This window comes from Kitasatospora sp. NPDC023385 (assembly GCF_055664045.1).
In genome coordinates, this window is the sequence record NZ_JBVOOL010000014.1 from 113,988 (window position 1) to 128,089 (window position 14,102).

The following is a 14,102-nucleotide window of genomic DNA, read 5'->3' on the forward strand; positions in this document are numbered from 1 at the left end:
GCCGGTCGGCCCCAGCCTACGGGCTGCGGACCGGCCCGACGGCCGGAATCCCCGCCTCAGGCCGCCTGGCAGCGCGGGCACCAGAAGAGGTTGCGCGCCGCGTGCGCCTCCGTCCGGACGTCCGTGCCGCAGACCAGGCAGGGCATGGCCGCGCGCCGGTAGACGTACACCTCGCCGCCGTGGTCGTCCACGCGGGGCGGGCGGCCCATCGCCTCGGGGGTGTGTTCGGGGCGGACGGTGTCGATCCGGCCGGCGGCGACGCCCTGGTGCATCAGGGCGACGAGGTCGGTCCAGACCGCGTCCCACTCGCGGCGGGTGAGGTCGCGCCCCGCCCGGTGCGGGTCGATGCCGTGGCGGAACAGCACCTCGGCCCGGTAGACGTTGCCCACCCCGGCCAGCACCTTCTGGTCCATCAGCAGCGCGGCGACGGTCGTCCGGCTGCCCGATATCCTGCGCCAGGCGGCCTCCGGGTCGGCGTCGGCGCGCAGCGGGTCGGGGCCGAGGCGGACGGCGACGGCGGCCTTCTGGGCGTCGGTGACGAGCGCGCAGGTGTTGGGGCCGCGCAGGTCGGCGTAGCCGTCCTCGTTCTCCAGCCGCAGCCGGACCAGGCCGACGGGCTGGGGCGCCGGGCCGGCGGCGAAGGTGAAGCCGCCGTAGAGGCCGAGGTGGATGTGGACCCAGGCGCCTTCCTCGAAGCCGAGGAAGAGGTGTTTGCCGGTGGCCTCGGCGCCGGTGAGCAGCTGCCCGTCGATCACCTTGGCCTCGTCGGCGAACCGGCCCTGCGGGCTGGAGACCCGGACGGGGCGGCCGCCGAAGGCCCTGTGGTTCTCGGCGGCGAGGCGGTGGATGATGTGGCCTTCCGGCACGGGCGTCAGCTCCCCCGGGTGGTTCGACAGGACGGGCCGGTGGGCGGGCCCGAGGACTCCTCCATCATCGCAGCCGGCACTGACACGCCACGGCCGCCGGATCGGCGGGCGGGCAGTTCAGCGGACCGGCATGCCCATCAGCCGGGCCAGGATGACACGGTCCAGTTCGGCGGCCGTCCCGGCGACGTCCAGCGAGGAGTTGTCGATGATCGGCAGCCCGGAGTTGTACCAGCCGGCCATCCGCCCGTGGATCCGTGCCACTTCCTCGTCGCCGAGGCGCCGGTTGCCGCCGCGGCGGGCGTTTCGGTGCAGCACCGAGTCGAGGCTGGGCAGCAGCACGACCGGGATCATGCCGGGACCGATGTGCCGCTTCCAGCCGCCGAGGCCGATCGCCGGGCGGTCCGGGAAGACGGCGTCGTCGATGATGCAGGAGATGCCGTTGGCCAGGTAGTTGCGGCAGGCGAAGCCGCAGGTGCGGCGGGCCAGCCGGTACTGCGCCTCGGAGGCGTTGTTCCAGCCGGACTGCGGGTTGGCGAAGCCGGACTGCACCCATTCGCGGACGTCGTCCAGGCTGATGTGCGCGGTCGGGGTGGGCCGGCGCTCGGCCCAGTACCGGGCGACGGTGGTCTTGCCGGCTCCGGCCGGACCGATCAGCAGGACGGCGATCGGACCGGTGGGCGCGTGCTGCCGCGGCGGGTGCGCGGGCAGTTGGACGGGCATCCCGGAGGGCAGCACGAAGTGACCGGTGCCCCCGGCCGGAATCGGCGCGCCGGCCCCGGGAGCGGACGTCGCCACCTGGGACGGGGCCGGACCGGCGGCCTGCGCGGGCGGAGCGCCCGGCGCGGGGGCGGCGGGCGCGGGAACGGGAGCGACCGGCGGCGCCGGAGCGGCGGCCCCGGGCCGAACCGCAGGCAGTGGAGGCGGCGGAGGAGGCGGCGGACCGGACGCCCTGGACGGAGCCGCCCCCGCGCCGCCCCCCGGCGGCACCGGCGGAGCGGCGGGACGCGGCGGGACCTGCCCACCTCCGGCGTACTGCGTCACGGCACCTCCCGACACCTCTCCTCAGCGGGGACACTACACGGCGGCCCGGCGGCGGGCACAGTCCGCCGCCGGGCCGTGGGCCCCGGCCCTCAGCGCGTGGTGAGCCGCTCGGCCAGCGCGCGCAGCGCCAGCTCGTAGGAGCCCAGCCCGAAACCGGCGATGGTGCCGGAGGCCACCGCGGCGATGACCGAGGTGTGCCGGAAGGCCTCCCGGGCGTACGGGTTGGAGATGTGCACCTCGATCAGCGGCGCGGTGCGCTGCGCGGCGGCGTCCCGCATCGCGTACGAGTAGTGCGTGAACGCACCCGGGTTGATCACCACGGGCACCTGCCCGTCGGCCGCCTCGTGCAGCCACTCCACCATCTGCTGCTCGGAGTTGGTCTCGTGCACCTCGACCTCGAAGCCGAACTCCTTGCCGAGCGCGGTGCAGCGCTCGACCAGTCCGGCGTACGAGGTGGCGCCGTAGACGTCCGGCTCGCGGCTGCCCAGCCGGCCGAGGTTGGGGCCGTTGAGCACCATGACCCTGGTCACGCCGAGACCTCCGCGTAGGCGGCGACCAGCAGGGACGGGTCGGGGCCCTCCAGCACGGAGGTCTTGCCGAGGCCGTCGAGGACGATGAAGCGGATCAGGTCGCCGCGCGACTTCTTGTCGATCTTCATCGCGTCGAGCAACTTGGGCCAGGCGTCCGCCCGGTAGGTCAGCGGCAGGCCGACGGAGGCCAGCACGGCGCGGTGCCGGTCGGCCGTCTCGTCGTCCAACCGCCCGGCCAGACGGCCGAGTTCGGCGGCGAAGACCATGCCGATGGAGATCGCGGCGCCGTGCCGCCACTTGTACCGCTCGTTGCGCTCGATGGCGTGGCCGAGGGTGTGGCCGTAGTTGAGGATCTCGCGCCGCCCGGATTCCTTGAGGTCTCCGGAGACGACGTCGGCCTTGACCTGGATGGCGCGGCGGATCAGCTCCACGGTGTGCGGCCCGGCCGGGGTCTTGGCGCCCTCCGGGTCGGCCTCGATCAGGTCGAGGATGACCGGGTCGGCGATGAAGCCGCACTTGATGACCTCGGCGAGACCGGAGACGTAGTCGTGCTTGGGCACGGTCTCCAGGGTGTCGAGGTCGGCCAGCACGCCCACCGGCGGGTGGAAGGCGCCGACCATGTTCTTGCCCTCGGCGATGTTGATGCCGGTCTTGCCGCCGACGGCCGCGTCGACCATGCCGAGCAGCGTGGTGGGCATGGAGACCCAGCGCACCCCGCGCAGCCAGGTGGCGGCGACGAAGCCGGCCACGTCGGTGGTCGCGCCGCCGCCGAGGCCGACGACGACGTCGCTGCGGGTGAAGCCGGTCTGCCCGAGCACCGACCAGCAGTACGCGGCGACCTCGGCGCTCTTGGCGTCCTCGGCGTTGGGCACCTGCAGCGCGATCGCCTCGTAGCCCTCGCCGAGCAGGTCGTCGCGGACGGCGTCGGCGGTGGCGGCCAGCGCCTCCGGGTGGATGATCGCGACCCGCTTGGCGCGCGTCCCGATCAGCGGCGCCAACTCGCCGAGCAGCTGGTGTCCGATCAGCACGTCGTACGGGTCGTGGCCGGCGGTGCCGCCGACGTGGATCCTGACGGTGGTGTCAGTCATGGGGGGTCTTCAGCTCCAGTGCTTCCAGTACGGCGTCCGCGACCTGTTCCGGGGTACGCCCGGCGGTGTCGACCACGGCGGTGGCCACCTCCAGGTAGAGGGGGCGGCGGGCCTCCATCAGCTCGCGCCAGCGGGCCCGCGGGTTGACGGCCAGCAGCGGGCGCGGGGCGTCCAGGCCGACCCGCTTGACCGCGTCGGCGAGCGGGACCTCCAGGAGGACGACGGGCAGCTCGTGCAGCAGTTCGCGGGTGGCCTCGGCCAGCACCGCGCCGCCGCCGAGCGCCAGTACCCCGTCGTGGCCCGAGGCGGCCGCGCGCACGGCCGCCGCCTCCAGCGCGCGGAATCGCGGCTCGCCCTCGTCGACGAAGATCTCCGGGATGGGTTTGCCGGCCGTGGCCTCGACGTCGGCGTCGGTGTCCCGGAAGTCGACGCCCAGGCGTGCGGCCAGGGCCCGCCCGACGGTGGTCTTGCCACTGCCGGGCGGGCCGACCAGCACGATGATCGGCGTGGTCATCGGATGATCAGGTGGTCGAGGTAGCCCTGCACGTTGCGGCGGGTCTCGCTGACGTGGTCGCCCCCGAACTTCTCGCTGACCGCGTCGGCGAGCACCAGCGCGACCATCGCCTCGGCGACGATGCCCGCGGCGGGCACCGCGCAGACGTCCGAGCGCTGGTGGTGCGCCTTGGCGGGCTCGCCGGTGCGCACGTCCAGGGTCTGCAGCGCCCGCGGCACGGTGGCGATCGGCTTCATCGCGGCGCGCACCCGCAGCACCTCACCGGTGGACAGCCCGCCCTCGGTGCCGCCGGAGCGGCCGGAGGTGCGCCTGACGCCCTCGGGGGTCGGCACGATCTCGTCGTGCGCCTGGGAGCCCGGCACCCGGGCCAGGTCGAAGCCGTCACCGACCTCGACGCCCTTGATCGCCTGGATGCCCATCAGCGCGGCGGCCAGCCGCGCGTCCAGTCGGCGGTCCCAGTGCACGTGCGAGCCGAGGCCCACCGGCACGCCGTACGCCAGCACCTCGACCACGCCGCCGAGGGTGTCGCCGTCCTTGTGGGCCTGGTCGATCTCGGCGACCATCGCCTTCGAGGCGTCCGAGTCCAGGCAGCGCACCGGGTCGGCGTCCAGCCGGGCCTCGTCCGAGGGCAGCGGCAGCACACCGGCCGGCGCCTTGGCGGCGGCCAGCTCGACCACATGGCTGACGATCTCGATCCCGGCCACCTCGCGCAGGTAGGCGCGGGCGACGGCGCCCAGCGCGACCCGGGCGGCCGTCTCCCGGGCGCTGGCGCGCTCCAGGATCGGCCGGGCCTCGTCGATCGAGTACTTCTGCATGCCGGCCAGGTCGGCGTGGCCGGGCCGGGGGCGGGTGAGCGCCTCGTTGCGGGCCAGGCCCGCCAGCACCTCGGGGTCGACCGGGTCGGCCGACATGACCTGCTCCCACTTCGGCCACTCGGTGTTGCCGACCATGACCGCCACCGGGCTGCCCATGGTCAGGCCGTGCCGGACGCCGCCGAGGAAGGTCACCTCGTCCTGCTCGAACTTCATCCGGGCCCCGCGGCCGTAACCGAGCCGGCGGCGCGCCAGCGCGTCGGCCACCACGGCGGTGGTGACCGGTACACCGGCGGGCAGGCCTTCCAGCGTCGCGACGAGTGCGGGGCCGTGCGACTCCCCCGCCGTCAGCCAGCGCAACGTACCCAACGGAGCTCCTTCATCAGCGGACCGGCCCACGGCGCCGCCGGGGCCCGCCCGGGCGTGCCTTGTGCCTGAATCCTTTCATGTCCCGGCGGCACCGGGCGGCACAGTCCGCGTGACGGACGGCAACCGGCCACCATCCGGCCGCGATCCCGCCCGGGAACGGGTCGGAAGGCGTGCGGGCGCCAGGCCGAAGGGCCGGGCTCAGCGTCCGGCGAGCGCCTTCTCCCCCGCCGCGCGCATCGCCGCCAGCGGCCCGGGAGCCCGCCCGGTGAAGGCCTCGTTCTGCAGCACCGCCTGGTGCACCAGCAGGTCCAGCCCGCCCAGGACGGTCGCCCCGCGCTCGGCGCAGACGGCGGCCAGGGCCGTCGGCCAGGGGTGGTACAGCACGTCGAACAGCGCGCCCGGCGCGGCGGGCAGCGAACCGGCGAAGGCGTCGGTGGCCCCGGCCGGCGTGGTGGAGACGGTCAGCGGACCGGCCAGCGCCTCGGCGCCGCGCTCCCAGTCGGCGGTGCGGACGACCGCGCCCAGCCGCTCGCCCAGCTCGGCCATCTCCCGGGCCCGCTCGGCGCTGCGCACGTAGACCGTCACCTCGCCGGTGCAGATCTGGGCGAGCGCCGCCAGGGCCGAGGAGGCGGTGGCTCCGGCACCCAGGACGGCCGCCTCGGGCACCTCGGTGATCCCGCGCTCACGCAGCGCGTTGACCAGCCCGGGGATGTCGGTGTTGTCCCCGGTGCGCCGGCCGTCGGCGGTGAACACCACGGTGTTCACCGCGTCCACCGAGCGGGCCGTCGCGCTGACCTCGTCCAGCAGCGGGAGGATCGCCCGCTTCAGCGGCATGGTGAGCGACAGTCCGGCCCACTCGGCCTCGTCCAGCCCGGCGACGAAGCCGGGCAGGCCGGCCTCGTCGACCTCGAAGCGGTCGTAGCGCCAGCCGTCCAGCCCGAGCGCCGCGAACGCGGCCCGGTGCAGGTCCGGCGAGAGCGAGTGGGCGATCGGCGAGCCGAGGACGGCCGCCCGGTGCTTGCTGGTCAACGCTGCCTCTCGGTGAACTGTCTTGCGGACAGGGCTACTTGGCGGTGGTGCAGTGGCCGCGGGCCTCGTCGAAGCCCTGCCCGGCCGCCTGGCAGTACGCCTTGACGTTGGCGTAGTGCTCCTTGCTCGTCTCGGCGAAGAGGGTGTGCTCCGGGTCCATCGCGATGAAGTACAGCCACTTGCCGTCCGCCGGGTGGAGCACCGCGTTGAGCGCGTCGTCGCCGGGATTGGAGATCGGAGTCGGCGGCAGGCCCGGGTTCAGGTAGGTGTTGTACTTGTTGGACGCGTCGTCCATGTCCTTCTTGGTGAGGTCCTTGCGGCCCAGCGAGTACTGGAGCGTGGTGTCCATCCCCAGCTTGTGGTTGATCTCGCCGGCGGCGGCCAGCCGGTTCTGGATGGTCTTGGCCATCTTGGCGAAGTCCGCGACGTTGTTGCCCTCGCGCTGCAGGATGCTCGCCTCGGTGATCACCTCGTAGCCGTTCTTGAGGCCCACCGACGCGGCCTGGCCGTCCAGGTCCGCGTACTTCTCGGTGGCGTTCTTCACCATCTGCTTGAGCAGGTCCTCGGGCTTCGTGCCGTCGGCGAGGTTGTAGCGGGTCGGCCAGAGGAAGCCCTCGATCTTGCCCTGCGCGTACGCGGGCAGGCCGAGGTCGTTGACCTGGGCCGCGGCCACGGCCGCCGTGGCGCCCGCCGCCAGCTTCAGCTTGGCGTCGATCATGGCGTAGATCTCGGTGGAGTTCTTGCCCTCGGGGATCACGATCGCCGCACCGCCCGCCTGATCGAGCAGTCCCTTGAGCGCGGCGGCGGCCGGCATCTCCTTCTTCAGCTGGTAGTAGCCGAACTGGATCGAACCGCACTTGGGCTCGGCGTTGCAGGCCTTGGTGAAGGCGTCCACGCTCTTGACCACGCCGGCGTTCTTCAGCGCCAGGCCGATCTGCCCGCCGACCGCGCCCTTCTTGACCTCGACCTGGACGGCACCGGTGCCCTCGCCCGTGAAGTCCGGCACCGGGCCGAAGTGGCTCTGGTAGAAGTCGTAGCCCCACCAACCGGCGCCGCCCACCGCGCCGAGCAGCACCAGCGCGACCAGGAGGCAGGCGCCGCCGTTGCGGCGGCCGGACTTCTTGCCCTTCTCCTTGCGCTTCTTCTTCCCCTCGCGGGAGTCGTCCTGCTCGCCGAGGAAACCGGCCTCCTGGTGCTCGGCGTCCTGGTCCGGGTACTCGCCGCCCTGGTGGTGGCCGCCCTCGCGGTGGCTGCCGTCGTGGAGGCCTTCCTCGTGGCCGTCCCACTCGTCGGTCCCGCCCTCGGGCACGCCGACCGGGTCCGCGCCGGCCTCCAGCGCTGCGGCCTCGGCCTCCCAGTCGATGCCGTCCGGCCCGGGGCCCGAGGCGGGCGAGGGCGCCGGCGCGGCCTGCGACCGGGGCTGCTGCGGCGCCATCTGCTGCTGGGGCGGCACGGCCTGCTGCTGCATGCCGGTCTGCTGGCCGCCCGGGAACCCCTGCTGCTGCATCTGCTGCTGCGGGTGGCCCTGCTGCATCTCCTGCTGCTGCGGATATCCCTGCTGCCCGCCGCCCGAGAACCCCTGCTGCTGGTATCCCTGCTGCTGGTAGCCCTGCGGCTGCATCTGCTGCTGTTGGGCGTCGCCCTGGTGCGGATATCCCTGCTGCCCGCCCGGGTACCCCTGCTGCTGGTACCCCTGCTGTTGGGCGTAGACCTGCTGCTGCATCTGCTGCTGGGCGTAGACCTGCTCGGGCATCTGCTGCTGCGCGTACCCCTGCTGCACGTCCCCGTACGGCTGCTGGCCCTGCTGACCGTGCTGACCGTGCTGGCCCTGGTGGACCTGCTGGCCCTGCTGCGGGTACTGCTGCTGCCACTGGCCGTCCTGCTGGCCGGGGACCGGCTGCCGGCCGTCGTACCCGGGATCACCGGGGTGCCACGGCTCGCCCTGGGGGCCGTAGCCCCCGCCCAGATCGGTCATTGATCCCCTTAACCGACGGTGACGGCCAGCGGATCGGACCGGCCGTCCGGGACGAGGCTGTCCCGGCTGATTCTCGAACCGGCGTGCTAGCGCAGCGCCTGGAGGGAGACGTTACCGTACCGCAGCCGTACCCCCGGCCGGGCGGACGCACCGTCAGTGAGCGATCTCACCGACGGCGCACACCACGGTCACGGCGTCGTCGCCCCGGAGCCGGCGGGCGCGCCGGAGCCCGAGGGCGCGGCCGGAGCCGAGCCGGACGCCGAGCCGGAGGCCGCTCCGGACGAGGGGGCGGAGGCGCTCGGCTTGGCCGCCCGGTTGGCGTTGAACTCCGCCACGTTGCGCTGCTGAACCTCGAAGCTGTCGGTGAACCGGGTGTCCCCGGGCTTCACGGTGACGAAGTACAGCCAGTCCCCCGGCGTCGGGTCCAGCGCGGCCATGATCGCCTGCCGCCCCGGGTTGGAGATGGGTGTCGGCGGCAGTCCGGAGTGCAGGTAGGTGTTGTAGGGGGAGTCGAGCTTGGTCTCGGTCACGGTGGTGTTGAGGGTCGAGCGGCCGAGCGCGTAGTTGATCGTGGAGTCCAGCTGCAGCGGCATGCCCTTGGCCAGCCGGTTGTAGATGACCCGGGCGACCTTGCCCATGTCCTCGGTGTTGTCGGCCTCGCCCTGGATCATGCTGGCGACGGTGACCAGCCCGTACGCGGTCTGTCCGAGGTTCTGTGCGACGACGTTGGCGTCGTCGCGCATGTACTCCTTGCCGGCCCGCTCGACCATCTGCTTCAGCAGGTCGAGCGCGGTGGTCCCGTCGGTGACGCTGTACGTCGCCGGGAACAGGTAGCCCTCGGGGCTGCCGTTCGTGAAGTCCGGCAGGCCCAGCTCGGCGCCCTGCTCCTGCGCGGTGTGCTGGGTGGTGCCCTCGGGCAGGCCCAGTTTCTTGTCGATGGCCGCGTAGATCTGGTAGCCGCGCCAGCCCTCGGGGATGGTCAGGCCGTTGGCGTTGGCCGGGTCGACGAGGATCGCCAGGGCCGCCGCGGCCGACATCCGCTGCTTCAGCGTGTACGTGCCGGGCTGGATCCGTCCGGCGGCCGCCGCGCTGCCCTTCGCGGCCCGGGTGAAGGCGAGCGAGCTGGCCACCACCCCGTTGCGGACCAGTGCGGAGGCGATCTGGGACAGGCCCGCGCCCTCCGGCACCGAGACCTGGACGCTGCCGTTGCCCTGCCCCGCGTAGTCGGCGGCGGCCGGCGGCTTGCGCTGGGACTGGAGCCAGGTGTACCCGGTCAGTCCGCCGCCGCCGAACACCGCGATCAGCGCGAGCGCGGTGAGCCCGCAGGCCAGTCCGTTACGCCGTCGGTGCGGATCGGGCGCATCGGGGCGCGGACGGGGCGCGGACGGCGGACGGCCCTCCGGCTCCATCACCGGCGCACCGAGATGTCCGGGCGTGAGCCCCGGGTGGAAGTCCTGGTCGGTCATTGGCTCGCGCCCCCTCGACAGTCCCAGATCGATCAGGATCGACATAAATCGATCCAAAATAGACAAGGAATCGAACGAAAAAGGGGTCCGTGCGAACGCGTCCGCACGGACCCCTCTATCGGGACGTTAGATCAGGCTCCTCAGCCGACCGCCTCGACGCTCTCACCGGGCGGGCGTCCGCTCACCCGTTCGGACTCAAGGGCGGTCTGCAGGATCACCACCGCGGCGGCCTGGTCGACCACCGAACGGCCCTTCTTCGCCTTGACCCCCGAGGCACGCAGCCCGTGCGTCGCGGTGACGGTCGACATCCGCTCGTCCACCAGCCGAACCGGCACCGGGTAGAGCCGGTTGGCCAGCCGCGCCGTGTACGCCCGGACCTTCTCCGCCGCCGGGCCCTCCTTGCCGCTCAGTGAGCGCGGCAGCCCGACGATCACCTCCATCGCGTCGTACTCCTCGACGATGGCGGCGATCCTGGCCTGCGACTTCGCTCCGGCCGGGACGGTCTCCACGGGCGTGGCGAGCACCCCGTCGGGATCGCAGGACGCGATCCCGATCCGGGCGTCGCCGACGTCGACGGCGATCCGCCGCCCACGCCGGAAGGGTCTCGGCTCCGACTCGGACATCAGGAGGCGCGCTCCGCCACCAGGCCCCGCACCGCGGCGATGGCCTCGCCGACCGCGGCCGGGTTGGAGCCGCCGCCCTGGGCGACGTCGTCCTTGCCGCCACCGCCGCCGCCGAGGGTCTTGGCGGCGGTCCGGACCAGCTCGCCAGCCTTGATGCCGCGGCCGCGGGCGTCCTCGTTGGTGGCGATCACGGTCAGCGGGCGGTCGTTCGCCACGGTGAACGCAGCGACCACTGCCGGGCGCGAGCCGAGCCGGCCTCGCACGTCCAGGACCAACTTGCGCAGCTCGTCCGCGCCCACGCCGTCGGCGACCTGCGCGGCGACCACGGCGATGCCGTGCACGTCCTCGGCCGAGGCGGCCAGGCCCGCCGCGGCGGCCAGCACCTTCTCGGCGCGGAAGCGCTCGATCTCCTTCTCGGCGTCCTTGAGCTTGGCGAGCATGCCCGAGATCTTCTCGGGCAGCTCCTCCGGGCGGCCCTTGACCAGCTCGGTGAGCTGGGAGACCACGGTGTGCTCACGGGCCAGGAACTTGTACGCGTCGACGCCGACCAGGGCCTCCACCCGGCGCACGCCGGAGCCGATCGAGGACTCGCCGAGCAGCTTCACCAGGCCCAGCTGGGCGGTGTTGCCGACGTGGGTGCCGCCGCACAGCTCCTTGGAGAAGTCGCCGATGGAGACGACCCGCACCTCGTCGCCGTACTTCTCGCCGAACATCGCGATGGCGCCGGCCTTGCGGGCCTGGTCCATCGTCATGACCTCGGCGGTCACGTCGAGCTCCCGGCCCAGCACGTCGTTGATCTTCTGCTCGACGTCGACCAGCACGCTGCCCGGGACGGCGGCGGGCGAGCCGAAGTCGAAGCGGAAGCGGCCGGGGGCGTTCTCGGAGCCGGCCTGGGCGGCCGTCGGGCCGAGCGCGTCGCGCAGCGCCTGGTGGGTCAGGTGGGTGGCCGAGTGGGCGCGGGCGATCGCCCGGCGGCGCTCGATGTCGATCGTGGCGTACGCCGAGGCGCCCAGCACGACCTCGCCGAACAGCACCCCGCCGGAGTGCACGGTGACACCGGGGACGGGCTGCTGCACGTCGCGGATCTCCACCACCGCGCCGGACTCCAGCCGGATCCGGCCGTGGTCGGCGAGCTGGCCGCCGCCCTCGGCGTAGAACGGGGTGCGGTCGAGGATGATCTCGACCTCGTCTCCCTCGGAGGCGGCCGGCGCCGGAACGCCGTCCACCAGCAGGCCGACCACGGTGGCCTCGCCCTCGGTGAGGCTGTAACCGGTGAAGACACTCGCGCCGGACTTGTCGGCGACGTCGCGGTACGCGGCGACGTCGGCGTGGCCCATCTTCTTGGCCTTGGCGTCCGCCTTGGCGCGGTCCCGCTGCTCCTGCATCAGGCGGCGGAAGCCGGCCTCGTCCACCTGGAGGCCCTGCTCCTCGGCCATCTCCAGGGTGAGGTCGATCGGGAAGCCGTAGGTGTCGTGCAGCTTGAACGCCTGGTCGCCGGAGAGGACGGCCCCGCCGGACTGCTTGGTCTCGGTGACCGCGGCGTCGAGCAGGCTGGTGCCGGCCTTCAGGGTCTGCAGGAAGGCCGCCTCCTCGCCGACGACGACCGTCTCGATGCGCTTGCGGTCGCTCTCCAGCTCCGGGTACTGCGGGGCCATCGCCTTGATCGCGACGTCGGTCAGGTCCTTGGCGACCGGACCGGTGGCGCCCAGCAGGCGCATGTTGCGGATGGCGCGGCGCAGGATGCGGCGCAGCACGTAGCCGCGGCCCTCGTTGCCGGGGGTGACGCCGTCGCCGATCAGCATCAGCGCGGTGCGGATGTGGTCGGTGACCACGCGCAGCGAGACGTCCGACTTGTGGTCGGCGCCGTAGGTGTGGCCGGTGAGCTCGGCGGCGCGGTCGAGGATCATCCGGCTGGTGTCGATCTCGAAGAGGTTGTCGACGCCCTGCAGGATGGCGGCGAGGCGCTCCAGGCCGAGGCCGGTGTCGATGTTCTTGCTCGGCAGGTCGCCGAGGATCTCGAAGCCGTCCTTGCCGTCGCCGTGGCCGCGCTCGTACTGCATGAAGACCAGGTTCCAGATCTCCAGGTAGCGCTCGCCGTTGACGGCCGGGCCGCCCTCCTCGCCGTACGCGGGGCCGCGGTCGTAGTTGATCTCCGAGCACGGGCCGCAGGGGCCGGGGACGCCCATCGACCAGAAGTTGTCCTTCATGCCGAGGCGCTGGATCCGCTCGGCGGGGACGCCGATGACGTCACGCCAGATCTGCTCGGCCTCGTCGTCGTCCTTGTAGACGGTGATCCAGAGCTTCTCCTTCTCCAGGCCGTAGCCGCCGTCCGCGACGGAGCCGGTGAGCAGCTCCCAGGCGAACTTGATGGCGCCTTCCTTGAAGTAGTCGCCGAAGGAGAAGTTGCCGCACATCTGGAAGAAGGAGCCGTGCCGGGTGGTCTTCCCGACCTCCTCGATGTCCAGGGTGCGCACGCACTTCTGGACGCTGGTGGCGCGCGAGAACTGCGGCTTGACCTCGCCCAGGAAGTAGGGCTTGAACGGCACCATGCCGGCGTTGACGAGCAGCAGGGTGGGGTCGTCGGCGACCAGGGACGCCGACGGAACGACGGTGTGGCCGCGCTCCTCGAAGAAGCGCAGCCAGCGGCGGCGGATCTCAGCCGACTCCATTAGTGGTCCTTCCGGTTCGGGGTGCCGCCCCGCGGCGGCAGGGCGCGGCGGGGCGTTTCTTCAGTGGTCCGGGTGGTGCGGGCACCGGTGGATGCCGCGCGGGAACTGCTGGACGGGGGCAGGGCGGCGGCCGGGCTGCCGGGCGCCGCCGAGATAGCTCGGTACTGCGGCTCGCCCGGGGGCGGCAGCGCGGAGCGCTTCCCGAGAAGGGTGGTGGTGGGCGACGGGGACCGGCGCGCGCCGCGGGGCTCCACCACGGCGGTGCCGTGCAGCCCGAGGTCGTCCTTCAGCTGCTCCTCGCGCTCGGCCATGCCGGCCTTCACGTCCTGGGCGAACTGCTTGGCCAGGTCGCCCAGGTGCAGCGCGCCGCGCGCGGCGGTGCCGGAGAGGCTGTCCGGGGTGAGCCGGTGCACGGCCTCGTTGGCCTTGTTCATGGCCCAGACGGTGGCGCCGGCGCCGACCGCCATCCAGAAGATGCGTCGCACCATGCCGTCAGCCCCTCACCACGCGCCGGACCCGGGCGAGCAGGCCGCTGCGGGGCGCGGTCGCGGCGCGCACCTCGGCCCGGATCAGCCGGGCCAGCTCCTCGCGCTCGCCGCTCTGCAGCGGCACGGAGGGCAGGGTGCCCTGCTGCTTGGCGACGGCCTTGCGGACGCCGTAGCTGAAGGCGGCGACCTTCACCAGCGGTCCGCCCAGGGTGGCGGCCACGGTGGAGGAGAGCGCGTTGGCGTTGGCGGCGGCGTCCTGCACGTTGGCGGTGATCTCGTCCACCCGCTCCAGCTGCTCGTTGGCGCTGCGCACCGCGGCGCCCGCGTCGGTCAGCAGCGGGACGGCCTGCTCGGTGACCGCGGAGACCAGCACGGCGGCCTCCTTCAGCACCCGGGAGAGGCGGACCAGTACCACGGCGAGCAGGGTGACCAGGACCGCCCAGAACACGGCGACGAGCAATCCGGCCAGCTCTCCCACGGACACCTTTGCGCGCTCCCTCGCCTTGCCGTTCTCCAGACGGAACCCTATCGCGCCGACGCCCGGTTTCCGGACCGGGTTATCCGCGCGGGCGATCCGACCGGGTGTGCGAACCGCGCGCGTAACCTACCGGTCGGTCACCTCGTTCTGCCAG

The 14,102-nt window shown here is 73.0% G+C and carries 14 protein-coding genes; 1 reads left to right on the top strand and 13 read right to left on the bottom strand.

Translation table 11 applies throughout. The annotated features are described in order from the left end of the window. Positions 1–56: 56 nt before the first annotated feature. From AC0B61_RS22540 to mltG (AC0B61_RS22575), 8 genes are all read right to left on the bottom strand, one after another. On the bottom strand, positions 57–866 hold the full coding sequence (locus AC0B61_RS22540) for an Fpg/Nei family DNA glycosylase (RefSeq protein WP_471742516.1): 810 nt from the start codon (positions 864–866) through the stop codon (positions 57–59). Positions 867–983: 117 nt separating this feature from the next. Next, a complete protein-coding gene (locus AC0B61_RS22545; protein WP_471742517.1) occupies positions 984–1,907 on the bottom strand; it encodes an AAA family ATPase in 924 nt (307 codons plus the stop codon). 89 nt (positions 1,908–1,996) lie between these two features. Further along, on the bottom strand, positions 1,997–2,425 hold the full coding sequence (gene aroQ / locus AC0B61_RS22550; RefSeq protein WP_380351208.1) for a type II 3-dehydroquinate dehydratase: 429 nt from the start codon (positions 2,423–2,425) through the stop codon (positions 1,997–1,999). 8 nt (positions 2,426–2,433) lie between these two features. Continuing rightward, a complete protein-coding gene (gene aroB / locus AC0B61_RS22555; RefSeq protein WP_471742518.1) occupies positions 2,434–3,525 on the bottom strand; it encodes a 3-dehydroquinate synthase in 1,092 nt (363 codons plus the stop codon). Continuing rightward, a complete protein-coding gene (locus tag AC0B61_RS22560) occupies positions 3,518–4,039 on the bottom strand; it encodes a shikimate kinase (protein ID WP_471742519.1) in 522 nt (173 codons plus the stop codon). Before AC0B61_RS22560 ends, aroB begins: the two co-directional genes overlap by 8 nt. Continuing rightward, positions 4,036–5,220: a chorismate synthase gene (aroC, locus tag AC0B61_RS22565; protein ID WP_471742520.1), complete on the bottom strand. Its 1,185-nt coding sequence runs from the start codon at positions 5,218–5,220 to the stop codon at positions 4,036–4,038. Before aroC ends, AC0B61_RS22560 begins: the two co-directional genes overlap by 4 nt. A 198-nt stretch (positions 5,221–5,418) precedes the next feature. Next, the gene (locus AC0B61_RS22570; protein ID WP_471742521.1) at positions 5,419–6,249 is read right to left on the bottom strand and encodes a shikimate dehydrogenase; all 831 of its coding nucleotides are present in this window, start codon (positions 6,247–6,249) and stop codon (positions 5,419–5,421) included. A 34-nt stretch (positions 6,250–6,283) separates the two neighbouring features. Continuing rightward, positions 6,284–7,783 (bottom strand): endolytic transglycosylase MltG, encoded by a 1,500-nt coding sequence (mltG, locus tag AC0B61_RS22575; protein ID WP_471742522.1) that lies wholly within the window; start codon positions 7,781–7,783, stop codon positions 6,284–6,286. On the opposite strand from mltG (AC0B61_RS22575), the gene AC0B61_RS22580 reads away from it, so the two are divergent. Then, on the top strand, positions 7,769–8,227 hold the full coding sequence (locus tag AC0B61_RS22580; RefSeq protein WP_471742523.1) for a hypothetical protein: 459 nt from the start codon (positions 7,769–7,771) through the stop codon (positions 8,225–8,227). The two genes, mltG (AC0B61_RS22575) and AC0B61_RS22580, sit on opposite strands and share 15 nt — an antisense overlap. A gap of 185 nt (positions 8,228–8,412) precedes the next feature. Here the strand turns inward: AC0B61_RS22580 and mltG (AC0B61_RS22585) are convergent, their stop codons facing one another. From mltG (AC0B61_RS22585) to AC0B61_RS22605, 5 genes are all read right to left on the bottom strand, one after another. Then, positions 8,413–9,690, bottom strand: a complete 1,278-nt coding sequence (mltG, locus tag AC0B61_RS22585; RefSeq protein WP_471742524.1) for an endolytic transglycosylase MltG — start codon at positions 9,688–9,690, stop codon at positions 8,413–8,415. A gap of 140 nt (positions 9,691–9,830) precedes the next feature. Continuing rightward, entirely contained in the window at positions 9,831–10,313 is a 483-nt protein-coding gene (gene ruvX, locus AC0B61_RS22590) for a Holliday junction resolvase RuvX (RefSeq protein WP_471742525.1), read from the bottom strand. Further along, positions 10,313–12,982, bottom strand: a complete 2,670-nt coding sequence (gene alaS / locus AC0B61_RS22595; protein WP_471742526.1) for an alanine--tRNA ligase — start codon at positions 12,980–12,982, stop codon at positions 10,313–10,315. The genes ruvX and alaS overlap by 1 nt, the downstream gene beginning before the upstream one ends. Then, a complete protein-coding gene (locus AC0B61_RS22600; protein ID WP_471742527.1) occupies positions 12,982–13,470 on the bottom strand; it encodes a DUF6167 family protein in 489 nt (162 codons plus the stop codon). The genes alaS and AC0B61_RS22600 overlap by 1 nt, the downstream gene beginning before the upstream one ends. A gap of 4 nt (positions 13,471–13,474) precedes the next feature. Next, complete coding sequence (locus AC0B61_RS22605; protein WP_471742528.1) at positions 13,475–13,954, bottom strand: DUF948 domain-containing protein; 480 nt, start codon at positions 13,952–13,954, stop codon at positions 13,475–13,477. Positions 13,955–14,102 lie beyond the last annotated feature (148 nt).

Bases quoted from the DNA above. Each gene is read 5' to 3' on its own strand.
- aroB (WP_471742518.1), bottom strand. From the start codon at position 3,525: ATGACTGACACCACCGTCAGGATCCACGTCGGCGGCACCGCCGGCCAC.
- mltG (WP_471742522.1), bottom strand. From the start codon at position 7,783: ATGCAGCAGGGCCACCCGCAGCAGCAGATGCAGCAGCAGGGGTTCCCG.
- AC0B61_RS22560 (WP_471742519.1), bottom strand. From the start codon at position 4,039: ATGACCACGCCGATCATCGTGCTGGTCGGCCCGCCCGGCAGTGGCAAG.
- ruvX (WP_471742525.1), bottom strand. From the start codon at position 10,313: ATGTCCGAGTCGGAGCCGAGACCCTTCCGGCGTGGGCGGCGGATCGCC.
- alaS (WP_471742526.1), bottom strand. From the start codon at position 12,982: ATGGAGTCGGCTGAGATCCGCCGCCGCTGGCTGCGCTTCTTCGAGGAG.
- mltG (WP_471742524.1), bottom strand. From the start codon at position 9,690: ATGACCGACCAGGACTTCCACCCGGGGCTCACGCCCGGACATCTCGGT.
- aroQ (WP_380351208.1), bottom strand. From the start codon at position 2,425: ATGGTGCTCAACGGCCCCAACCTCGGCCGGCTGGGCAGCCGCGAGCCG.
- AC0B61_RS22600 (WP_471742527.1), bottom strand. From the start codon at position 13,470: ATGGTGCGACGCATCTTCTGGATGGCGGTCGGCGCCGGCGCCACCGTC.